The 23,169-nt window shown below is 74.4% G+C and carries 14 protein-coding genes; 8 read left to right on the forward strand and 6 right to left on the reverse strand.

Going from position 1 to position 23,169, the window contains the following annotated elements; translation table 11 throughout:
* The first annotated feature begins 225 nt into the window (after positions 1-225).
* On the forward strand, positions 226-1,614 hold the full coding sequence (locus ACIBJE_RS12260; RefSeq protein WP_396747047.1) for a hypothetical protein: 1,389 nt from the start codon (positions 226-228) through the stop codon (positions 1,612-1,614).
* 133 nt (positions 1,615-1,747) lie between these two features.
* Here ACIBJE_RS12260 and ACIBJE_RS12265 read toward each other — a convergent pair whose 3' ends face one another.
* On the reverse strand, positions 1,748-2,266 hold the full coding sequence (locus tag ACIBJE_RS12265) for an acyl-CoA thioesterase (protein WP_396747050.1): 519 nt from the start codon (positions 2,264-2,266) through the stop codon (positions 1,748-1,750).
* A gap of 23 nt (positions 2,267-2,289) precedes the next feature.
* Between ACIBJE_RS12265 and ACIBJE_RS12270 the strand changes: the two genes are divergently transcribed.
* The 4 genes from ACIBJE_RS12270 to ACIBJE_RS12285 all read left to right on the forward strand — a co-directional run bounded on the left by ACIBJE_RS12270 (position 2,290) and on the right by ACIBJE_RS12285 (position 7,183).
* Positions 2,290-2,937 carry a hypothetical protein gene (locus ACIBJE_RS12270; protein ID WP_396747053.1) on the forward strand — a complete coding sequence of 216 codons (648 nt, stop codon included), beginning with the start codon at positions 2,290-2,292 and terminating at the stop codon, positions 2,935-2,937.
* Positions 2,938-3,120: 183 nt separating this feature from the next.
* Positions 3,121-3,957 carry a hypothetical protein gene (locus ACIBJE_RS12275; RefSeq protein WP_396747056.1) on the forward strand — a complete coding sequence of 279 codons (837 nt, stop codon included), beginning with the start codon at positions 3,121-3,123 and terminating at the stop codon, positions 3,955-3,957.
* Positions 3,954-4,904, forward strand: coding sequence for a hypothetical protein (locus tag ACIBJE_RS12280; protein ID WP_396747059.1), 951 nt, complete (start codon positions 3,954-3,956; stop codon positions 4,902-4,904). Before ACIBJE_RS12275 ends, ACIBJE_RS12280 begins: the two co-directional genes overlap by 4 nt.
* Positions 4,904-7,183 (forward strand): hypothetical protein, encoded by a 2,280-nt coding sequence (locus ACIBJE_RS12285; RefSeq protein WP_396747062.1) that lies wholly within the window; start codon positions 4,904-4,906, stop codon positions 7,181-7,183. The genes ACIBJE_RS12280 and ACIBJE_RS12285 overlap by 1 nt, the downstream gene beginning before the upstream one ends.
* On the opposite strand, the gene ACIBJE_RS12290 is transcribed toward ACIBJE_RS12285, so the two are convergent.
* From ACIBJE_RS12290 to ACIBJE_RS12305, 4 genes are read right to left on the reverse strand one after another with little or no spacing between them, the layout of a single operon-like run.
* Positions 7,164-8,420 (reverse strand): hypothetical protein, encoded by a 1,257-nt coding sequence (locus tag ACIBJE_RS12290; protein WP_396747065.1) that lies wholly within the window; start codon positions 8,418-8,420, stop codon positions 7,164-7,166. The genes ACIBJE_RS12285 and ACIBJE_RS12290 overlap by 20 nt on opposite strands.
* Positions 8,417-9,574: a hypothetical protein gene (locus ACIBJE_RS12295; RefSeq protein WP_396747068.1), complete on the reverse strand. Its 1,158-nt coding sequence runs from the start codon at positions 9,572-9,574 to the stop codon at positions 8,417-8,419. Before ACIBJE_RS12295 ends, ACIBJE_RS12290 begins: the two co-directional genes overlap by 4 nt.
* Complete coding sequence (fxsT, locus tag ACIBJE_RS12300; RefSeq protein WP_396747071.1) at positions 9,571-13,356, reverse strand: FxSxx-COOH system tetratricopeptide repeat protein; 3,786 nt, start codon at positions 13,354-13,356, stop codon at positions 9,571-9,573. Before fxsT ends, ACIBJE_RS12295 begins: the two co-directional genes overlap by 4 nt.
* A 27-nt stretch (positions 13,357-13,383) precedes the next feature.
* Entirely contained in the window at positions 13,384-13,632 is a 249-nt protein-coding gene (locus ACIBJE_RS12305; RefSeq protein ID WP_396747074.1) for a hypothetical protein, read from the reverse strand.
* Between the two features lie 170 nt (positions 13,633-13,802).
* On the opposite strand from ACIBJE_RS12305, the gene ACIBJE_RS12310 reads away from it, so the two are divergent.
* Positions 13,803-15,206 carry an aKG-HExxH-type peptide beta-hydroxylase gene (locus ACIBJE_RS12310; RefSeq protein ID WP_396747077.1) on the forward strand — a complete coding sequence of 468 codons (1,404 nt, stop codon included), beginning with the start codon at positions 13,803-13,805 and terminating at the stop codon, positions 15,204-15,206.
* On the opposite strand, the gene ACIBJE_RS12315 is transcribed toward ACIBJE_RS12310, so the two are convergent.
* Entirely contained in the window at positions 15,188-16,351 is a 1,164-nt protein-coding gene (locus ACIBJE_RS12315; RefSeq protein ID WP_396747080.1) for an acyl-CoA dehydrogenase family protein, read from the reverse strand. The genes ACIBJE_RS12310 and ACIBJE_RS12315 overlap by 19 nt on opposite strands.
* Positions 16,352-16,594: 243 nt before the next feature.
* Between ACIBJE_RS12315 and ACIBJE_RS12320 the strand changes: the two genes are divergently transcribed.
* Positions 16,595-18,022 carry a UDP-glucose dehydrogenase family protein gene (locus ACIBJE_RS12320; RefSeq protein ID WP_396747083.1) on the forward strand — a complete coding sequence of 476 codons (1,428 nt, stop codon included), beginning with the start codon at positions 16,595-16,597 and terminating at the stop codon, positions 18,020-18,022.
* Between the two features lie 194 nt (positions 18,023-18,216).
* A complete protein-coding gene (locus ACIBJE_RS12325; RefSeq protein WP_396747086.1) occupies positions 18,217-23,163 on the forward strand; it encodes an SCO7613 C-terminal domain-containing membrane protein in 4,947 nt (1,648 codons plus the stop codon).
* The last annotated feature ends 6 nt before the right edge of the window (positions 23,164-23,169 follow it).

Here is a 23,169-nt window from a genome sequence, read left to right on the forward strand (position 1 = left end):
GCACGACACCGTGACATGGGCCCTGACGCCATCTTGCCCTACCCCGCGACGTCATTGTCCGTACCGAGTGTCGCGGACGGGGCGTGGCCGGTCCATACTTCCCGGCTGTCCGACATGTGGGCTGACGGCGTCCGAGCGTCCCAGGTGGACGGCGGGCCGTCACCCGGCCGGTACGATCCGCCGGGTCACGAACGCCGGACGACACCGGCGCAGGAGGGAGTCCGTATGGCATCGGAGTCGAGTCGGGGCCGCATCGGGGAACGGCGCGGCTGGCTGGTGCCGGTTCTCGTCGCCCTGGCGTTCCTCGGCCTCTGGATGGTCTTCAAGCCCGCGGTCAACCCGGTCAACGACTCCTATCGGTACGCCCAGGCCAGCCTGATCCTCCTCGGTGACTCACCGGCGGAGGCACAGCGCAAGGCGCTCACCGCGTTCTGTGGCGAGCAGGCCCGCTGGAACGCACGCCGGGCGGCGGTCGACCCGATGACCATGAACGACCCGCCCCGGATCGCCGAGGCGACCCGCGAGTGCGTCGGGAAGTACCCGGACGGCCTGACCCCGAACACCCCCCGGTACGAGGCGATCTTCGCCGACCGGAAGGGGTACGCGGCGCTCGTCGCTCCGCTGGTGGCGCTGTTCGGGGTGAATCTCGGACTGGCCACCACCTCCGTGCTCTTCACCGCGCTGGGCGGGCTGATCACCGTCCGCCTGCTGCGCGAGCTGGGGGTCCCGCCCGGGCTGGCGATCGCCGGTCAGGTGCTCTACTACGGCTCGCCGATCGGCTGGTGGGGCTCGTACCCGCTCACCGAGGGAGCGGTGCTGGCCTTCACCATGGCGACGCTGCTCGGGGCCAACTGGCTGTTACGCCGACGGTTGGTGGCCGGTGCGGCGCTGCTGACCGCCGCACTGGCGGCCGGTATCGCGATCCGTTTCTCCACCTTCCTTCTGATCGCGGCGAGTCTCGCCGCCGCCGGGCTGCTCGCCCTGGTCACCGTCCGGTCGGTCCGGCACGCCGGCACCTGGGCGCTGGTGGGGATCGGTGCCCTCGCGGCCGCCGGCATCATGGTCATGGCCAAGGTCCTGCGCCTGTCCGGCGCGAACGAGACCCTCCAGGACACCTTCACCGACCATTTCACCCGGCCGGACGTCCCCGACCCCTGGCATCGGCTGATCGACCTCAACCTGGCCTTCTGGCCGCGCTGGTTCCAGACGGAGTTGCGTACCCCGTGGCTCCTGCTCGGGCTGGCCCTGGGTGCCTGGGCGCTGTTCCGCCGGGACCGGGCGATGGCCTGGGTGACCCTCGGGGTGGCCGCCACCGGCCTGGCCACCCAGGCCGCCCACCCCGTCTCCTCGCAGGGCGACCGGTTGTACGTCGCGCTCTGGCTGGTGCCGGTGATCGGGCTACCGGTGCTGCTGGCCCGGATGACGGCCGCTCCGACCACCGGCGCGGACCGACCCGGAGCCGACCCGGCCGGCGTCCCCGCCCACCGCGGTCCGTCGTCGCCCGCCACCTGGGCCGACAGCGGACCGGCGAACCAACCGTGGTCTCCCGCACACGTCCCGGAGAGCGGCGCGCGGCTCGGGTCGGGCGGGCGACTCGAACCGAACCGGGGCTGAGGGGCCGCCGCGCGGGATCCCGGACGGTGTTCGCCCCGGCCAGGTCCCGCGCGAGCCGGACGCTCCCACAGCCCTCGGCGGTGGTCAGCCGGCCCGATGGGCCTGGATGGCGCGGCGACGGGCCAGCCGGTGGTCAGCCGGCCCGGTGGGCCTGGATGGCGCGGCGGCGGGCCAGCCGGTGCGCCCGGCGGATCTCCGCCTCCCGGAACCGGCGTTCGTCCTCCGGGGTCTCGGGCAGCACCGGGCGGACCGGACGCGGCGCGCCACCCACGTCGACCGCGACGAAGACCAGGTAGGCGGTGGCGACGGGGACCGGCTCGTCCTCCGCCGAGTCCCACCGTTCGGCGACGACCCGGACGCCCACCTCCATCGAGCTGTGTCCGGTCCAGTTGACCTGGGCATGGGCGTGCACCAGGTCGCCCACCCGGACCGGTTCGGCGAAGACGATCTCGTCGATCGCGGCGGTGACCGCCGTGCCGCCGCTGTGCCGGGCCGCCGCCGCCCCGGCCACGTCGTCGACGAACTTCATCAGGACACCGCCGTGGACGGTGCCGTAGAGGTTGACGTCCACGGCGGTCATGATGCGGCTCAGGGTGACCCGGGAGTACGAGGTCGCCTTGCCCGGGGGCGCGGCGGTGGGGTGCTCGGTCATGACGAAGACGGTACGGTGCGCGGATGCGACATCTCTGGAGCTTCCTCGCCGGTCTGGTGGTGGCACCGGTCACCTGGGTGCTGGTCGCCCTCGGTCAGGACGGGTCAGGCCGCACGATCGACCGCTGGGTGGAGTTGGGTACGTTCAACACGGCGAACCTGATCGAGCCGGCGGTGTACCTCGGTGTCGCCGGCCTCCTGTTCGGGCTGGTCGGCATGCTGCGCGTCTCGCCGCTCGGGCCACTCGTCGCCGGCCTGCTGCTGGTCGCCCCGTACGTGGGCATGCTCGTCGCGCCGTTCGACGTACGCGACCGACTTCCGGACGGTTGGAAGGTGTTCGGCGACCCGCTGCCGCTGCTGCTGCCGGTGCGCAACGGCACGCTCTTCCTGATCGGCGTCGCACTGCTGGTGGCCGTGTTCAGCGGGCAGCGTTGGCGGCGCTGGCCGAGGCCCGCCCCCACCCCCGTCCCGGCGACCGGACCGGGGACGGAGGAGCCGACCTTCGCGTTGACCGACTTCGGCAACCCGACCCGCTCGGACGACCGGGACACCGCCCCGCTCAGCCTCGGCTACCCGGACGAGACGCCCACCGAGCCGCTGCCCCGGCGTACCGCCGGCGCGTCCCCGTGGTCCCAGCCACCGCGGGCGGCCCAGCGGGACGACGCCGACTGAGGCGGGACGACAGCGGGACGACCTGACCGACGCCGCCGCCACATCGGGGACGACGTCAGCCGGACCGGTCCGGCTGACCGTCCCTGGTGGACGGACGGCTGAACCGCTGGGCGGCGGCGTGGCCGGATCTCCGGCCGGGCGGGCAGTACCCCGACCGGCCACAATTCACTACAGTCAGCCGCTATGCGAGTGCCATCCGTCATCGGTCGACGCGCCGTGGCCGTCGCGGTGGCCTTCGCCCTGGTCGCCGTGGTGGTCGCCGGTGTCTGGGCGTACCGGCGGCACCGGGCCGGCACCGTCGACGATGCCGCCGCCGTCTGGTGTCTGGCCGCCGACCGGCGTCCCGCCCTGGTCCAGGCCGCTCACGCGCTCGGGGTGGTCCGCCCGGAGTCGACCGTCGAGCGGCTGGCCTGGTCGGGCGGAAGTGGCGGCGCGGAGCGGTGGCGCGGCGAGCGCCCGGCGGACTTCGCCCGGACCTGCCGGGCGCTGATCGGCGCGGAGCAGCGGCCGTCGGGCGGTGGTTCGTCCCCGTGGTCCGGCTTCGCCCCCGGGCTGCTGCTCGCCGTGGTCAGCGCCGCGCTGGCCGCCTGGTTCAGCCGGCGGTCGGCCGTGGCGGACGCCCGGCGGGTCGAGGCGGAGGCGTTGCGGACCGCGGCCCGCGCCTACCGGGCGGCGGTCGAGCGCCTGGTGCGCGAGCTGGAACAGCGACGCCCCGGGATGGCGCCGGACGACGGCGAGGTGCAGGACCGGCATCTGGAGTTGGCGACCCGGCTCCGGGCGGTGGCGGCGGCGTACCGTGACTGGTCGCTGCCGCGCGTACTGGGCGAGACGCTGGACCGGGAGCCGCTCGGCGCGGGAATGGCGGCCCGGTGGAACGCCCGGCCCCCGCAGGAACGGCCCGGCTGGGTCGCCGAGACGCGGGTGGCCCTGGGCCGGCTGGAGGCGGAGGTGGCACAGGTGGCAGAGGCGATGCAGGAGCCGGGCCTGTTCCGGACGCGGACCTCGGCGGGCCGGCGATGACCGGGGTGATCAGCTCCCGGCACGAGCCGACCGAGAAGGTGCCGACCAACCCGTTCGCGGTGCCGGGACTGATGCGGGACGTGGACCCGCTCAACCCGGTCCGCAACGACGGGCACCTCTCGCTCTACGTGCCGGTGGACAACACCGAGGCGGCCTTCACGCACTGCCGGGAGGAGTTCCACGACCCGTCGTACCTGGTCGACACCGGGCGCCTCGTGGTGGTGACCGGCGACCGGGGATGCGGCAAGACCGCCCTGATCAACCGTTGCGCGCACTGGCTGCGGGAGCAGTTGTCCACCGTCGGTCTGCGGGGCGAGGTCGTGGACGTGACCCGGCAGGCCCGGGAGAACGAGCCGATGGCCGAGCGGCGCGCCAAGGTGTGCAAGGCCCTGGTGGACACGGTGTTCCAGCGGCAGCTGTTCACCTCCGAACTGGCCCACCAGATGCGTGAGCAACCGGACGACGCGTACTTCAACCTGGCCAGCTGCCTTCCGATGGACCTGGTGCTGATCGTGCTGCTGCCCCGTTCGGCGGACCTGACCGAGGAGCTGGTCACCTACGCCACCGACGCCCGGGCGCGGATCGTGTTCTTCGGCGAGACGTCGTACCAACTGCCGGACGAGCGCCGCCAGCGGCTCGACCAGGCCGGCCACGCCCCGCCGGTCTTCCTGGAGGTGGGTGGGCTGCGGGAACACGACGCGGCCCGCTTCGCCGAACAACGTCTCGGCGCGGTGCCCGAGGGGGAGCTGCCCCGGGTGGCCCCGAAAGCCCTCGACGACTACACGACGTTCCGTCGACATGTGTCCATCGGTGAGGTGCAGCGGCTACTCTACGGCATGTACGAGAAACTACGCGTACAAGCTGACCGACCGGACGAGGTGACCTACCAGCACATCAGTCAACATTTTCTGAGTATCGCCGTGAGTCTCCTGGAGAATCCGCGCTGATGGACGCCTTCGACCACCTGGACCTGAGCGGTGAGGTGAATCCTTACCCGTCGAGCGCCGTCGCCCAGATCGCGGACGCAGGATCGACCTCGGTCACCATCCCGACAGTCGCCGTCCGGCGGGCCGTCAACGCGATGGACTCCTACCTCACCGCCGTCCGGGCCCGTCCGCAGACCCCGTCGGGGCAGGTGCTGGCGATCGTCGGCGACTACGGCACCGGCAAGACGCACCTCGCGGCGTACCTGATCCGGCACGCCGCCACCAGCCTCGGCGGGGCGGTGCAGTCGGTGCACCTGAACGCCCCGCCGGACACGTTCGTCTCGCTCTACCGGGCCTTCGCCGACAAGCTGGCCGGACGGCGGGAGCTGGTCCACGAACGGGTCCGCAGCCTGTACGCCGAGATCCTCGCCGACGAGCTGCGCGTCTCCTCGGCGACCGCGCCGGTGGCCGATCAGCTGCGCGCCGGGGCGATCGACCCGGTCGCGCTGGTGGAGATGTTCGGGCTGATGGAGAGCGCGTTCCTGCGACAGCTGCGGGAACGGCTCCGGGAGGTCACCGACAACGCCGAGTTCAGCCAGGCGCTCACCCTGCTGCTGCGGGGTGGTTTCGAGGACGCGGTCTGGGAGTGGTTCGGCGGCGCGTCCCCCTCGGACGTGCTCCGCGAGCGGGGCATCACCGAGGCGATCACCAGCAGCGAGACCACCGCGCTCCAGGCGATGGGCGTCTTCGCCCTGCTGATCGGGCACGGCGACCACCCGTTCGTGGTGGTGATCGACGAGCTGGACCAGCTGCTCACCGCCGCCGGCCTGCGGGCCGACGAGGCGATCGACGCGTTCAAGGAGATGCTGCGGGTCTTCGCCGCCTCCAACACCTTCCTGATCCTGGCCGGGCTGCCCGACCTGCTCGGCTCCCTGCGGCGGGACGTGCGCGACCGGATCACCGAGCACATCACGATGTCCGCGTTGACCGCTGCCGAGGTGCAGGACTACGTCCTGACCCGACAGGGCGGCCGGCTGGAGCCGTTCACCGAGCAGACGATCGCGCAGGTCGTCGACCTGACCAACGGGGTGCCACGGCAGGTGATCTCCCTCTGCCACCGGCTCTGGCGGCGGGCCCACGACCAGCGGGCGCTGGTCACGCCCCCGATGGTCCGGCAGACCGCACGGGAGATCTACGACGCCGGCAACGCGCAGAACGTCCGCGCCGAGATCCGCCAGGTCCTGGTCGGCGCCGGGTACGACACGTACGTCCCCGACCATTTCCTGGACAGCGGCGCGGACAGTCGGGTGGACTACTGGGTGCCGGTCACCTCGAACGACGTGGGCTGCGCGATCCTGCTCTCCGAACCGCTGCTCGACGACACCGACATCGCCGCGGTCGAACGCCGGTGCCGGTCGATCCGCGCGCACCGCGACTGCGAGCTGCTGCTGGTCGCGCTGGAGCCGCCCCCGGCCCGGTACCGCCAGCGGCTGCGGGAGGCGGTCGGCCGGGAACCGTTGACCTACCATCCCCGGTCCTTCACCGACCAGTTCGCGCTGGAGTTCAAGGCGATGACGACCCGGCTGGAGGAGCGGTATCCCCAGGACGGTCCGCTCGCGGCGGTCGCGCCGCACCTGACCCGACTCGACCGGCGGCAGTCGGCCACCCAGCATCTGCTGACCGTGCTGACCGGCTCGTTGGAGGAGCTGCGGGGACGCAACGACCAGCAGCTCGCCGCGATCTACCGGGAGCTGCACGACATCCAGCGTGGGCTCTCCACCGCCGGTGGCGAACGGCGCGGGCACGTCGCCGTCGTCGCCACCCTGCCCGCGCCGGTGGTCACCCTCTTCGACGCCGCCTTCTCCGCGGTCGACCTGCTCACCCCGGCCCGGGAACTGCTGCGCCGGGCCTTCCAGGAGGACGAGGGCGGGCGCGGGGCACGGCAGTCGGTACGGGCCCGGATGCGGACTTCGGAGGTGCACGCCGCCACCGGGGTCACCGCCCTGCTGACCTCGCTGATCGAGGCGTTCGGGCACGCCGTGGTCGAGTGGCACAGCTCAATCGACCAGCCCGCGGGCAGCGGACTGACCGCGCGGCACCGGGAGCGGCTCGACACGATCTGTCGGATCTTCGACGTCGTCTACGAGTATCTCCCCCTCTACCAGCTGCGCAGCCTCCAGGGGATGGTGGGTTACACCGTGCCCGGCCGCCAGCAGCAGGAGGCGGAGGACCTCCTCGGCGACTTCAGCTCCCGGGTCCGGTCGGAGCTGCTGGTCGCGCTCACCCCCGTCGAGGGCTGAGCGGCGGTGCCGCCAGGTCGACCGCCGGCCCCGGTCTCCGGTACGCCTCACGCAGCCCGTTGGTGAGGGCGTGCAGCACGTTGATGGTGAGGATGGCCGGGGCGACCGCCGCCACCGTGCCGACGAACTGCCGCTCCAGCACCAGCGCGAGGATGATCGCGGTGATCCCGTTCTGCTGGCCGAGCAGCACGTCGACGCGGTCGGAACGGGGCAGCCGCCAGCCGATCGCCAGGGCCACCACGGCGTGCGCGCCGACCGCCGCGAGACCCAGCACCACACCGGCCAGCGGGCTGATCCCGCCGACCAGGACCAACCCCAGCGCGAAGCTGGCGGCCAGGAACGCCCCCTGGGTGAGCCGGTCCAGCACGACCCCGAGGGGCGGCCGGTAGAACAGCCCGGCCACGGCGAGGGCCAGCATCAGGAACTGCCCGACCGCGACGACGGCGAGTCCGGCCAACACCACGATCTGGAGGGCGGTCACCAGCCGGCCCGGTACCCACCGGCGCAGCCGCTCGGTGCCCCACCAGGCGAGCGCGGCCACCGCCGCCAGGGCCAGGTTCTGCGCCAGGGAGAGCCCGAACGACTCGAACCCGGTGTGCGGGGGCGCGGAGGCCGCCGCCGGATCGGCGGGCACCAGCGGCCAGACCCAGGCGGCGGCGTACACGGTCAGCAGGACGGTGATCGGGTCGTCGAACGACGCCCACGCGGAGAGGATCGTCTTGGCCTGCGCGGACATCCGGGACTGGAGCCGGGCGGCGGCGAACGAGACGGGGTCGATCTGGGCCACCGCGACGCCGAGCACGAGGTACGCCGGCTCCCGGAAGGCGAGGTACATCACCGCCGAGATCAGTGCGGCCTTGACCACCACGCCGCCGCTGATGGCGAGCACGACCAGCCGGACGTTCCGGCGGGCGGCACCCAGGTCGATGCCGTACGTGCTGGCGTAGAGGCCGACGGCGAGCAGCGTCCCGGCGAGCGTGAGGTACGTGTCCGAGCGGTACGTCCCGACCCAGTCCCGGTTCTCGGCGAGCAGCCAGCCGAGCGCCGCCACCAGGACGAACGTGCCGGTCCGCGACAGCGACGGCAGGACGGCCTCGCGCAGCCCGGCCCCGCGTCCGGGCCGGTCGGCGGCGGGTCGGGGCGGTTGCCACCGACGCCGGAACCGCGACCTGGCGAACCGCCGCCCCGGGCGCGTTTCCCGGGGCGGCCCGGCCTGCCGCAGCGGCACTCTCCTCACCCGCCGAGTTGGCGAGCGAGTTGGGCGGCCTTGTCGTCGGCCGCCCAGACCAGGTGCTGGTCCAGGGTGACCGCGAGCAGGTAACGGTCCAGTCCGACCGGGTAACAGAACAGGGCGCCCTGCTCGACGTCGAGCACCAGCCGCCGGACCCGGGAACCGAGGGCCAGGTGGGTGGCCCGGACCAGGGTGCGCAGGTGGACGTCGATGCGCTGCCCGAGCAGGGCGTAGAAGTGCCGGCGCCCGCGCGGGGTGACGTCGTCGAAGAAGCGGGTCAGCCGGGGGTCGTCCAGGATGTCCTCGGTGGTCTCCACCCGGCCGGCCCGGCAGACGGCCACGTAGTGCAGATCCTCGACGCTCAGGTGGCGGCGGCAGGTCGCGGCGGACGACGACGTGGACCGGCCCGCCCCGAGCCGGGGTGCCGGTCGTGCGAAGCCTGGCGGCCGGGGATCCGGCGGCGTCTCCGTCGGGGCCGGGGTCACCGGCGTCGCGGGCGGGCCGGAACTCGGCCGGATGTCCCGGATGCCGGAGCTGAGCGCCCGCTCGTTCAGCCCGAGCCAGCCGCCGTAGTCGGTGGGTTGCTGGCTGACCGCCTCACGCAGCCGGTTGGCCAGCCCGGCCAGTTCGATGTCGGCGGCCCGGACGGCCGGGTCCTGCGGCGGCAGCTGGTCGGGCGTGCCGCTGGACCAGCCCAGCGCCACCAGGAACTGCTCCCGCAGCACCGAGAGGCTGAACAGGGCACCCCGGTCGGTGTGCAGCAGCAGCCGGACGAGGTCACCGCTGCACGCCGGTCGGAGCTGGTCGTCCAGGTCGGTCATCACGTGCACCACGTCCCGGCCGATGAGCTGCCGCTCGTCGGCGGTCAGGCCGAGCGGGCCGTGCGGACCGGCCGGCTCCCACGCGTCGAGGGCGAAGTCGCAGGTGCCGGTGCGGTAGCGGGCCAGGTGGGAGATGCTGCCCACCTCGTCGATCAGCTCCTCGCACCACCCGAGGGCCGGCGGTCGCCGGTCACCGAGGTGGGTGCCGAGCGTGACGCTGACCCGCCGCCGGGGCGCGTCCCGGCCGGGGGCGTCAGGTGCCGCCCCCGACGGGGCCGGACGATCCGCCGGTGGGGTGGTTCCGGTGGCCGTCGCGTCGGCCGGCGTCTGCCCGCTCATGTCTCCGGAACCTCCATGTCGACGAAGTCGAAGGACACCCGACCCTCGCGGCCCTGGTCGGTGACTCCGTCGGCGCTGACCACCGCCGCCAGCGCCCGGCGGGCGGTACGCAGGCACGGGTGGTCCGGTCCGAGGAAGTCCCGCCCCTGCTCGACGGCGGTCCGCAGCAGCTCCTCGGCCGCCGTGGCCCGACCGGCCGCGGCGACCACGACGGCCTGGTTGACCAGCGCGCCGATCGCCCACGGGTGCGGTTCGCCGAGCGTGGCGGTGAGCCCGGCCGCCGCCTTCTCCGCGTCGGCGACCGCCTCGTCGAGCCGTCCCCGAGCGTGCAGCACGACCGCGCGCAGGCTGCGGCAGATGTGCGCGAACGGGTGCTCGGGGCCGAGGTCGTGTTCGTACCCGGCGAGGCTCTCCTCGACCAGCCGTGTCGCGTACTCGCCGTCCCCGGCCAGGTGGTAGTCGACGGCGAGGCTGAGCCGGCAGGACCGGGTCAGCGGATTCTGCTCCCCGACCAGCCGCCGCAGCGCGAGGTACGCCCGGCCGTTGAGCTCCCTGGCCCTGTCGGGCTGGCCGCGCCGCCGCTCGGTGACCGCGAGGTTGCGCAGGATCCGCAGCAGGAGGGTGTCCTCGTCGCCGCGACCACGGCCGCCCCGCCGCCGGTACGCCTCGGCGAGCAGGCGGCGGGCCTCCTCCAGGTCGCCCAGCTCGCGTCGGAAGCTGCCGATGTCGCTGACCAGCCACAGGGTGTCGGCGTTGTGCCCGCCGAAGAGCCGCGACCGGCGCTCCCGGGCCCGTTCCGCGACCCGCAGCGCCTCGTCGGTCCGCCCGGCGAGGTGGAACGAGTTGGCCAGGTTGTGCGCCGCGATCAGCGTCTCCGGGTGGTCGTTGCCGAACTGGTCCCGGAAACCGCGCCAGGTGGCCTGGTCCTCGACCAGAGCGGCCCGGAACTGCCCCAGGCCGCGCAGGTCACCGGCGAGACCCCGGCGGGTCACCAGGACCCAGGGGTGGTCGGGGCCGAACAGGGCCGTCCCCTCGCGCAGTGCCGTCCGGCTCAGTTCCAGCGCCTCCCCGCCGCGACCGAGCGACCGGGTGACGTCGGCCAGCCGGGTGGCCAGGCGGAGGGTGAACCGGTCGCGCCAGCCGTGCCGGGCCAGCCACCGGTCCAGCGCCGGACGCCACCGGCGCAGCGCGTCCGGGGCCTCGCCGCCGCCCCGGGCGATGAGGTGTTCGAGCTGTTCGACCAGCCACCGCCGCACCTCGTCGGGACCGTCCACGTCGAGCGCGCCGGAGCTGATCAGGTGCCGGTGCAGTTCGCGGCGCACCGGTGAGTCGGCGGCGATCGTCCGGGGCGCCGCCTCGGCCAGGCCGCGCAGGAACTGCCCGCGCCGTGTCTCGCGCTCCCGGTCGGACATGCCGGCCAGGACGATGGCCTGCACGGCCGGATGCATCCGCACCACACCGCCCCGCCCCCACGCGACCTCCAGCAGCCGGAACCGGACTCCCGCCGCCAACGCCCGGTCCATCTCCCAGCCGTCGGCGCACAGCATCGCCCCGTCGGCCTCGGAGAGCCCGCGCGCGACCTGCGCCCGCATCGACCGCGACCCGAGGATCGACAGGGAGAGCCCCAGCGGGGAGGCGAAGGCGCACATCTGCGCCACCACCACCGCGACCCGGCCACTGAAGTCCTCCCGCATCAGGGCCGTCGCGACGCGAACGATCCGGGCGGCGGCGGGTTCCCCGGCCGGTTCGGCGACCGCCGCGCAGAAGGCGGGCACCGCGGTGTCGGCGCCACGGGAGTCGGCGACCGCGTGTGCCGAGCTGAGCAGGATGCCGGCCTGCCCGAGCAGGCCCGAGGCGAGCCGCAGGTCGAGCGGAGACGCTCCGACGGCCTCCACCACCGCCGTCGCCGGCACCCGGGAGAGCCCGCGCACCCGCGCGGTGAGCAGACGTACGGCGTCGGCCTCGACGAGGTCACCCACGGTGACGGTCACCGCGCCCGGCGGCAGGGCGGCGTCGGACCGGCGGGTCACCACGACGTGGCCGGAGCCGCTCGGCAGCAGGTCGGACAGTTCCTCGTCCCCCGCCCCGTCGTAGACGACCAGCCACTGCCCGCTGCGCCGGCCCAGCTCGTGCAGCACCTCCTGGACCGGGTTGCCCCGGGGCTCGACGCCCAGTTCGGCGGCGAGCTCGGTCAGCGCGGCCCGGACGTCGTGCACCCCGCCCGCGGTGATCCAGACGATCAGGTCGTAGTCCCAACGGAAGCGGTGGGCGTACTCGCCGACGAGGCTGGTCTTGCCCACGGCGGCCGGTCCGGTCACCACGACCGGCCGCCCGGGAGGGCCGGCCAGCAGCAGGTCGCGCAGCTCGGCCAGGTCCCGGTCACGGCCGACGAAGAGTCGGGGCCGGGACGGCAGCTGGAACTCCCGGGGCGGTTCCTCCCGGTCGCCGGGGAAGCCCGGCCGCCAGGACCCTTCGACCGGCACCGGACGGATCCCGGCGAGCCCGAGCGTGCCGCGCAGCCGTTCGCGGGCCAGCTCCTCGGTGCACCCGGTCAGGTCGACCACCCGGACGTCGTCGTGCGGCAGGGCGTCGTCGGCGGCCGGGCCGGTCCGGGCGACCAGCAGTTCGGCCTCCGGCTCGGCGCGGACCGCGCCGAGCACACCGGCGAGCCACTGTTCCTCCGAGTCGTCCGCCGGGACCACCGTCAGCACGGTCGTCCGGGCGGTGGGACGCCGACTCTCGTCGTCCGGCGGCCACGGCCGGGCCCGGACGCCCACCGCCGCCAGTTCGGCGCGGAGCCAGTCCGCCCAGGGCCGCTGGCGCGCCGGATAAGCCAGGTGGACCTCGCTCTGGTCGTCGGCGGCCTGCCGGCCCAGGCCGTACCGGTAGCGGGTGCGCAACGACTCCGGCTCGGGGCGGGCGGTGCCGACCGCACCGTCGGTGACCAGCCGCAGCAGGTCGCCGTGGGCGGCGAGCACCCGGTCCCGGTGGGGTGACTCCTCCAGCAGCGGGGCGAGCGTCTGCCCGGTCGGGCTCCCGGGCACCTCCACCAGGGGCATCTCGAGCGATCCGGACGGCTCGTCGAGCACGGTGCCCAGACCCCGCCGGATGGCGTCCCGCCGCTGCGCGGCACGGGTCGGGTCGGGCTCGTCCACGGCGGTCGCCACACCGACCAACCGGACCCCGGCGGGCGCGGCCCGGTGCACCCGCCGGGCCAGCGCCGCCACCTCGGGCAGCCGGGGATAGCGGTACGGGAAGCAGATCACCACCGTCTCGCAGAGCACCGCCGCCCAGCGGTCCACCGTCGGATCGGTGTCGACCGGGTCGAGGAGGACGACGTCGTACTCGGTGCGGCGCAGTTGCCGGCGCAGCTCGGTGAAGGAGGTGTCGCCGAGTTCCTCGGGGGGCGGCCACGGGGCGGAGTCGGGCATCCGGACCACGTCGAGCCGGCCGGGCGGGGCAGCGTACCGGCGCAGGACGGGCTGTTCGGCGAACTGCCGGGCGACCCCCACCGAGGCGGGGAAGAGCGACCGGGCGAGTTCCGGCGGAAGCTGGTCGGCGACCGGCCACTCGTCGGTGTGGAACATGCGCAGGTGCTCGTGCACCCGTACGGTGCCCCGACCGGCGTCGACGACGAGCACCCGGCGTCCGGCCCGCGCCAGGATCCAGGCCAGGTTGCTGACCAGGTTGGTACGCCCGGTCCGGCTGGTCGGCGCCAGGAAGGCCACCACGCTGGTGCCGGTCGGACCGCGGTCCGACCGGGACGACCCCGGTCCGGTCATCGCGGCTCCGGCCCGTCTGGACGGCGGTCACCCGTCATGTCCATCCCTCTCCATTCGGTCGACCTCCGCTCGCCTCCGCCCGCTGGCCGGCGCGACGCCCGGGTCGCTGGTCTGGTTGGGGAACCACAGGAAGTGCCCACGGGGCTCACCGGTCTCGTCGATGAGTCGCCGCAACGACTGCCGCAGGAGTTCCCGGGGCAGCGCGTCGAGATCCGACGGGTCCAGTTCCTCAGCATTGAGAAGATCAGATATCAGGGGGCGGTCATGACTGCTCATCCTTTCCGGCATGCTTTGCCCCACCTTCGATCTATTGAGAACCGCACCGTAAGCAGCACAGCCAGCGCTCCGCCAGTAACCTATCGTAGCGTTCATCGATATTCAGCAGTCATCTCGGGGGAACCGTGCGTGACCCGGAACGGTCGTCGGGGCGAGCCGACCGGCACGCGATGCCTCCCGGAACGTTCCTGGCGCTGGCCCGGGGCGGCGGCGGGCGGTCCGCCGTCCGGGCCCTGCTGGCCGCCCAGTACAGCCGGAACCTGTTGACTCTGCGTGAAGTCGTGGAGCGGTGCGCCGATCTCGACCACCCGCACACCGACGCCGTCCGGCAGGCCTGGCGGCTGCTCGGCGAACTCCGCCGGACCGACCCCGGCGCGGTCCGGCGGGTGCTGACGTACCCGAGTGTGAGCGTGTGGGCGGCGGAGACCCTCACCCGGCTGGAGCGGACGGACCGGGGGCATGGGGGCCTCGCGGTCGACGATCTGCGGGCCGGCGCGTGGCCGGCCATGCTCGCGCCGGTGGCCGCGGCGGCGGCCCGGTGCGCCGGACTGCCGGCCACCGTCGGGTTTCCGACACCGCCCGGGTCGGCGTTCCCACTGCCCATGGCCGGTCACGTCCGGCTCGACCCGGACGGCCCGGCGAGCGTCACGCTGACCGTCACGGCGCACGGCGTGACCGTCGACGGCGTGCCGCCGCGTCCCGGCGCGGGCTGGTGGCCGGTGCCCCGGCTTCACGCCGGTGGGCGCATGGAGCTGCGGCTGGACGACCTCTGGTCGCTCTCCCGCCCGGCCACCCCGGTACGCCCGGACGAGGCGTCCCGGTGGCGGACGGCGCTCGCCCCGGGCTGGCGGCTGCTCGCCAGCCGCCACCGGGGGTACGCCGACGAACTGGCCGCCGCGATCTCCATGGTCATGCCGCTGTCGCCCGGGGCGGCCGAGCTGACCGGCACCGGCGTGCCGGCGGAGGTCGGGGCGGCACTGATCAGTGGGACGTTCCCGGCCGGGGTGGGCTGCGTCGCCCTCTCCGGCAGCGGGGACGCCGCGACCACGGCGGCGACCCTGGTGCACGAGCTGGCCCACAACAAGCTCGCCGCACTGGAGAACCTCTTCCCGCTCCTGCGGCCCGGCGACGACGTCCGGCTCGCGGTCCCCTGGCGGGTCGGGCCGCGTCCGTTGCCGGCGCTGCTCCAGGGGCTGTACGCGCACGTCTGCGTGGCCCGGTTCTGGCGTCGCCAGCAGCACCACGAGTCGCGGCCGGACGGGCTGCTCCGGGCACGGACGGAGTTCCGCCGGACCCGGGCCGCCTGCCGGGAGGTCGCCGAGCTGCTGCTCGCCGGCGACCGGCTCACCCCGCACGGCCGACTGCTGGTGGAACAGCTGCACCGGGTGGCGACCGACCGTCCCCGGACGGCGGCGACCCCACCGGTGCTGCCCCAGGCCCGGGAGCGGGCGGGGACGGCCGGGTCGCCCGGTCGACCCGCACGGCGGCCGGACCGGCTACCCCCGCACGGCGGCCGGACCGGTCGTCCACGCAGCGACCGGTCCGGTGCGGCGGGTCAGTCGCGTAGGAGCTGACGGGCCATGACGATGCGCTGCACCTGGTTGGTGCCCTCGTAGATCTGGGTGATCTTGGCGTCCCGCATCATCCGCTCGACCGGGTAGTCCCGGGTGTAGCCGTAGCCGCCGAGCAGCTGCACCGCGTCGGTGGTCACCTCCATGGCGACGTCGGAGGCGAAGCACTTCGCCGCCGCGCCGAAGTAGGTCAGGTCGGCGTCACCGCGCTCGGACTTGCCGGCCGCGGCGTAGGTGAGCTGCCGGGCGGCCTCCAGCTTCATGCCCATGTCGGCGACCATGAACTGGATGCCCTGGAACTCCGCCACCGGCTTGCCGAACTGCTTGCGCTCCCGGACGTAGCCCTTGGCGTAGTCGAGCGCGCCCTGCGCGATACCGAGCGCCTGGGCGGCGATGGTGACCCGGGTGTGGTCCAGGGTCCGCATGGCCGTCGCGAAGCCGCTGCCCTCCGCGCCGATCATCCGGTCGGCCGGGATGCGCACCTGGTCGAAGTAGACCTCGCGGGTGGGCGAGCCCTTGATGCCGAGCTTCTTCTCCGGGGCGCCGAAGCTGACCCCGGGGTCGGACTTCTCCACCACGAAGGCGGAGATCCCCCTGGACCGGGCTGTGGGATCGGTCACGGCGAATACCGTGTAGTACTCCGAGACGCCCGCGTTGGTGATCCACCGCTTGACCCCGTTGAGCACCCAGTGATCCCCGTCACGTACCGCGCGGGTGGTCATCGAGGCCGCGTCGCTGCCCGCCTCCGGCTCGGAGAGGCAGTACGAGAACATCGCCTCCCCGGCGGCGACCGGGGTCAGGTAGCGGCGCTTGAGCTCCTCGGAGCCGGCCAGCAACAGCGGCATCGTGCCCAGCTTGTTGACCGCCGGGATCAGCGAGGACGAGGCGCAGGCCCGGGCCACCTCCTCGATCACGATGGCCGTGGCCAGCGCGTCCGCGCCGGCGCCACCGTACTCGGTCGGAATGTGCGGGGCGTGGAAGTCGGCGGCCCGCAGGGCGTCGTAGGACGCCTTCGGGAACTCGCCGGTCTCGTCGGCCTCCGCGGCGTGCGGGGCGACCTTCGCCGCACAGACCTCCCGGACCGCCTCCCGGACCGCCTCGTGGTCCTCGGGCAACCGGTAGACGTCGAACGACTGCTCTGCGGGCATGTTGGCCTCTCCCCTTCGCCGCTATCATGCGCAGACCGTGGCTTCGTGGGCCACGGACCACGCAGACTGAGGATAGCGACCAGGGTTCAGGTCATGCCTACCGGCGCGTAGGCTCCTGCCTCGACGGCCCCCACAGAGCCAGCGGACCATGAAGACGACAAAATTGTCACTCGGTGCCCGGCCAGGCGCCGCAGCCGATTGCGACGCGACGAAGCGCCGCCAGCGCGAGCGGAGAAGACAGGCGTGACGATCCCGTACCCGAACACCCAGCCGATGCCGGCCATCCCGGCGGTGACTCCCCCCTCCGGCGCGCCCCGGCCCCGGGTCACCTTTCTCGGCACCGGCTACCTCGGTGCGACGTACGCGATCTGTTATGCCGAGCTCGGCTACGAGGTCCTCGGCTACGACGTCGACGTGGACAAGATCGCCAAGCTGAACGCGGGCGAGGTGCCGATCCACGAGCCCGGCCTGGACGAGCTGCTCAAGCGGAACCTGGCCGCCGGGCGGCTGCGGTTCAGCACCGACATCGCCGAGACCGCCGAGTTCGGTGACGTGCACTTCATCTGCGTGGGCACCCCGCAGCGCGCCGACGGCCTCGGCGCCGACCTCACCTACGTCGAGGCGTCGGTCAGCAGCCTGGCCCAGCACCTCACCCGCAAGGCACTGATCGTCGGCAAGTCGACCGTGCCGGTCGGCACGGCCGAGTGGGTCGAGCAGCTGGTCGGCAAGCACAGCTCCCCCGACCTGGGCGTCGAGGTGGCGTGGAGCCCCGAGTTCCTCCAAGAGGGCTTCGCCGTCGACGACGTGCTGCGTCCCAACCGGATCGTGGTCGGGGTGAAGAGCGAGTGGGCCAACGGCATGCTCTACGCCGCCCACAAGGGCGTCTTCGACCTGGCCGCCACCGAGGACCGCGAGGTGCCGCTGGTGGTCACCGACTTCGCCACCGCCGAGCTGGTCAAGGTCGCCGCGAACGCCTTCCTCGCCACCAAGATCTCCTTCATCAACGCGATGGCCGAGGTCTGCGAGGTCGCCGGCGGCGACGTCACCCAGCTCGCCCGGGCCATCGGGTACGACCCCCGGATCGGCAACCGCTTCCTCCAGGCCGGGCTCGGCTTCGGCGGCGCGTGCCTGCCCAAGGACATCCGCGCCTTCCAGGCGCGGGCCCAGGAGCTGGGGGCCGGCGAGGCGCTGCGCTTCCTGCACGAGGTCGACCTGATCAACCTGCGCCGCCGCAGCCGGGTGCTGCAACTCGCCGCCGACCTGCTCGGCCGCCGGTACGGTCCGGCCGGTCCGGACCTCATGGGCACCCGGATCGCGGTGCTCGGGGCCACCTTCAAGCCCAACACCGACGACGTCCGGGACGCCCCGGCGCTCGCCGTCGCCGCGCTGCTCGGCAAGGCCGGCGCGGACGTGCGTGTCTACGACCCGCAGGGCATGGAGAACGCCCGGCGGGCGATGCCCGAGCTGAACTACGAGCCGAGCATCAACGACGCCGTGACCGGGGCCGACCTGGTCTGCGTCCTCACCGAGTGGGCGGACTTCCGCAACGCCGACCCGGTCGTCCTCGGCGAACTCGTCGCCCAGCGCCGGGTGGTCGACGGCCGCAACTGCCTGGACTCGACCCTCTGGGTCCAGGCCGGCTGGGAGTACCGGGGCATGGGTCGGCCCTGACCGGCTGACCGGGCGGACCCCCGCCGCACACGTGACCGGAACCGGTCGTGGAGCACTCTCCGCGACCGGTTCCGCGTCTGTCCGCGACTTTTCTCGCCACGACGCGGCGGCAACTATCGAAATCCGTGCCGGGTTTGGGCATGCTGCCACAGTGGGATTCCACAGTGCGGGGCGACCGGGCGGAGGAGTTGTTCGTGGCTAGCTTCCAGTGCTCGTCGTGTGGTCGGGAGATCAAGCCCGCGCGCCGCTGTCCGGTGTGCGGGGCCGAGCAGCCACAGTGGGCCGCCCACATCGCCGAGGTCGAACGGTCCATCGCGGAGATGAAGGCGCGGGACGCCGAGATCGCCCGCGAGCAGCGACAGATCGCCCAGAAGATGCAGGCGGCGCTCTTCCAGCGGGACATCCTCGCGCACGCCGGCGAGGAGAAGCTGAAACAGGCCACCAAGACCCGCCGGGTGCTGCTGCGCCGCCGCGCCCCGCGCCGGCCCCCCGGCACCCCGGCCGACACCTCCACCAACGCCGCCACCGGCGCCCCGCCCGGTGCCCCCGGCGACGCCCCGCCCCGGGTGCCCCGCCAGGGCAACCGTCCCCCGGACGAGCCGCCGACGACGACCACCGCCACCTGGCTCGACGCGGACGACCCGGAGCACCCGCCGGAGGCCTCCTCGCGGGAGGTGCAGAACATCCCGCTCGGCCTGGGCGCGCTGCTGATCGGTGTCGCCGCGGTGGTCTTCGCGGGGGTGGCGACGTCCTCGATGGACGCGCTGGCCCGGCTGCTCATCCTCCTCGCCGCGACCGCGCTGATGCTGTTCACCGCGCCCGTGGTAGCGCGCCGGGGGCTGGTGTCCACGGCCGAGACGATCGCCGCGGTCGGGTTGATCCTGGTGCCGCTGGACGGATACGCGCTCTACGCCGTGGGGCCGTCCGACTCGGGCGCGGTCCCCGGCACGGTCTTCGCCGGTCTGATCTTCGCGGTCACCGCCGGGGTCGGCTACGGCTACGCCCGCTGGACGGGACTGCGGGTGCCCCGGTTCGCCGCCGTGCTCGCCGTGCAGCCGGTGCTGCCGCTGCTCGTGTCCGGTCTGGTGCGGGGCGCCACCGGCTGGGCGCTGGTCTTCACCGTGGTCGCCGCGATCGACCTCTGGCTGGCCCGTTCCCCGCTGACCACCGAACGTCCGGTCACCCCGCCGCCCGCTCCCGACCGGGACCACCGGAGGGCGGTCCGGCCGGAGGGCGCACCGGAGGAGGCCGACGAGGTCTTCAGCGACCCGACGGCCACCCGGCCCGACCGGGGCGGTGTCCGGTCGGTGGCCCCGGCCCGACCGGTGCCCTGGCTGGCGGAGCTGGCCTGGGCGCTGCACGCCGTGGCGCTCGCCCTCGCCCTGGCGTACGCGGTCACCGCGCTGCTGCGCGCGGACACCCTGCCCGCCGTCCTCGGCGCGGCGGTCGTGCTCCTGCTGGCCGCCGGGGTGACGCTGGTCGGGACGATGGCGGTACGCCGCCCGCCGCTGCCCGACCTGGGGGCCGGGATCGCCACCCTCGCCGTGATCGGAGCGCTGGGCCGGGTCGCGGCGGTCGCCCTGCCCGGCCAGGTGGTGCTGCTGGTCTCCCTCGTGATCGCGCTGACCAGCGTCGCCGTCCGGGCCGTACCGGACCGGATCCGGCGCGGGCCGCAGCTCGCCTCGGCGGTGGCGCTCACCGTCACCGGCCTGTTCGTCGGGTCCGGCGCGCTGTACGCCGGGATCGCCCCGGTCCGCGCGGCGCTGCCCGCCTGGGCCGCCGACCTCGACCGCTACCCGGCGATGCTCGCCGCAGCCGCCGGACCGGCCGGCTGGCAGCTCGCGGTCAGCGCGCTGCTGCTCACCGTCGCGGCGGTGCTCGCGCTGCCGACGGAGATCCGGCGGGAGTTCGCGGTGACCGGCGCGGCGGTGACCGCGCTGGCCGTGCCGGCCTCGTTCGGGCTGAGCTGGATGCTCGCCCCGTGGCCGCCGGTGCTCACCGCCATCGGTCTCGGTCTGGTCGGGCTCTCCGCCCGCACCACCCGGGCCGCCCGGGCACACGTCGTCGCCGCCGCCGCGGTCGGGCTGGTCGGTGCCGGCGCGTCGCTGGCCCGGCCGGCGCTCACCGCCGCCGTGCTGCTCACCCTCTTCGCGGGCGGGGTGTTGGTGACCCTCGCCCCCCGGGTGCGGGTCGCCTCGGCGGCGGCAGCGGACACCCTCACCGCCTGGGCGGCCGGCGGCGCGGCGTTCGCCCTGCCCGGAGCGGTGGCCGCCTTCGTCGCCGCGCTGACCCCCACCGGCCCGGTGCTCACCCCGGCCGCCCTGCGGGAGCTCACCGTCCCGATCCTCGCCTCCAGCTTCCTGGCTGTCTGCGTCACGCTCGGCTACTCGGCGATCGTCCAGGTGTCACAGCGGGAGATCAGCCCACCGTTGGCGATGGGGGCCGGCCTCGGGGCACTGGTCGTCGCCGCGGCGGCCTTCGCCGCCCCCGGTGCCACCTCCGCCGACGCGTGGGTCGCGGCACTGCTGCTGGTCGCCGCGCTGCTGCTCTTCCTCGCGCCCGCCATCGACGCCCGGGGTCGGGCCGACTTCGCCCTCGACGGCTCCGACTTCGCCGCGGCGGCGGCCACCGCCGCGCTCGTCGCCACCCTGCTGCGGATCGCGGCGGTGCTCGCCCCCGGTGCGCAACTGGTGGTCGCGGCGGCGCTGGTGCTGCTGGTCGCGGTCGCCGCCCGGACGCTGCCCGACGAGTGGCGACGGGGCCCGGTGCTGGGCATGGCGGTCGCCGGAGCGATCGTCGGCGCGCTGGCCGGCTGGATGGCGCTGCGCGGCGGGTTCGGGGTGGTCGCGGTGCCCGGACCGATCTGGGCGGGCGACCTGACCGGCTGGCCGGCCGCGCCCACCGGCGGCACCACCGCGCAGGCCCCGGTCGCGCTGATCCTGCTCGGCGTCGCCGCCGCGATCCTCCTGCCCGATCCGTGGAAGCACGACGTCTCCGGCACGGCGGCGGTGCTGGCCACCATCGGCGCGCCCGCCGCGTTCGACCTGCCCTGGTGGTCGCCGGTGCTGGTCGGCGGCACGGTCGCCACCGTCTTCGGGATGGCCGCCGTCGCGGCGACCGACCCCCGGGCCGCGCTCTCCCGGGCCACCGTGGCCGCGCTGGTGGCGCTGCACGGAGTCGGCGCGGGGCTGGTCCGGCCCTGGACCACGGCGCTGGCGCTGAGCATCGTGGTGCTGGTCGGAGCGACGGTCGCCGGGCTGGCCCGGATGTTCGCCGCCCGGCAGACCGAGCGGGTCGAAATCGACGGCATGCCGCCGCACCTGGTCACCATGGGTGGCCTCGGCACGGCGGCGGCCCTGATCGCCCTCCCCGGCGTGGTGGCCGCACTGGCCGCCGAGGCCGGGCACGGCCCCGAGGTGCTGCTCACCGCCGCGCTCGCCGCGTCCAGCCTCGGCCTGGCGGCGGTCGCCGCCCTCCGGCGGCGGGTCCCGCAGTACCTGCCGTACGCGAGCCTCGGCGTCGCCGCCGGGGCCACGGTCAGCGCGCTCGCCGCGATCCCCACCAGCCTGCCGGTCGGGGTCTTCGCGGCGGCGGCGGCCCTGCTCGGGGTCCTCGCCGAGCTGGTCCGGGCCGCCACCGTGCCCCCGGCCACCTCGGCCCAGCCGGTCGGCCGCTGGGCGGTTCTGGTCGACGGGGCGCTGCGCCGGATGCCGGACCGGCTCGCGGACCGGCGGTGGCGGGTCAGCCCGGCCGCCGGCGCCCTCGCCGCCGCCGCGCTGCCGGTCGCGCTCGCCGTGGCCTCGATCGCGCCGGCCCTGGTGGTCGCGTTGGTCGAGCCGTACGCGACGCTGTCGCGGATCTGGGAAGGCCCACCGCCCCAGCTGTTCACCCCACCAGTCGGGGCGGCCGACCCGACCCACGTGCTGACCGCCCTGCTGCTCACCATCTGCGCGGCGCTCGCCGCTACCGCGTTCAGCGGCGGGCAGTACTTCCGGGCGGTCCCGGTGGTGCTGCCCGGACTCGCGGTCACCGTGCTCATCGCCCCGATCGCGCTCGGCCGGGGCTGGCCGCAGACCACCCTGGCCGCGCTGGCGGTGTTCACCCTGGCGATGCTCGGGCTGGCGCTGACCCCGCCGCCGCCCGGGGTCGAGCGGGCCCGGTCGCTGCGCTGGACCCGGATCCTGACCTTCGGCATCGGGCTCGCCGGGGGCGGGGCGGGACTGGCCGGCAGCCTCGCCACCAGGGACCTCACCGTCTTCACCCTCGCCGGGGCGGTCGCGGTCGGTACGATCGCGGCGCTGTTCGGCAGGACCGAACGCGCCCGCATCCTCGGCTGGCTGTTCGCCTCGCTGATGGCCCAGTTGCTGGTGCTCACCATCGGCCTGGTCGCCGGGCTCGCCCCGGTCTGGTCCGCGTTCGGGGTGCTGGCGGTCGGCGCGGCGCTCCAGGTGTTCGCCGCCCGGCTGCCCCGGCTGCGCCGGCCGGAGGCGCATCGCGAGGCGGCCACGGTGGAGTGGAGCGGGTACGCGGCCGCCCTGATCGCGCTGGCCCTGGCCTTCGACTCGCCACGGCACATCGCCGCCCTGCTGGCCGGCTGGGGTGCGGTGCTCGGGGTGGCCGCCACCCGGCCGGGTCGCCGCCCCACCGAACGACGCATCCTGTTCTGGTCGGTGGTCGGCTGCGAGATCGTCGCCTGGTGGATCCTGATGCGGGTCGCCGACGTGGCGCTCCCCGAGGCCTACACTCTGCCGTTCGCGGCGCTCGCCCTGCTGGTCGGCGTGATGGAGCTACGGGAGCGGCCGGATCTGAGCAGCTGGGTGGCGTACGGGCCGGCGCTGGTGGCCGCGTTCGTGCCCACCCTGGCGATCGTGCTGGCCACCGAATCCAGCATGCTCCGGCAGGTGCTCCTGCTGCTCGGCGCGGTGGCCGTGCTGGTCTGGGGTTCGATGACCCAGCAGCAGGCCCCGGTGATCGTCGGGGCGGGGGTCACCACGTTCGCCGCGCTGCACGCGCTGTTCAGTTTCGGGCCCTGGCTGGCGCTGCTCCTGGTCGGCCTGGTGCTGCTCGTGCTGGGCGCGAGCAACGAGCGACGCCGCCGCGCCCAGGACCGCCTCCAGACCGCCCTCCGCGGCATGCGCTGACCCCGC

It is taken from the genome of Micromonospora sp. NPDC050187, from assembly GCF_044459745.1.
GTDB lineage: Bacteria > Actinomycetota > Actinomycetes > Mycobacteriales > Micromonosporaceae > Micromonospora.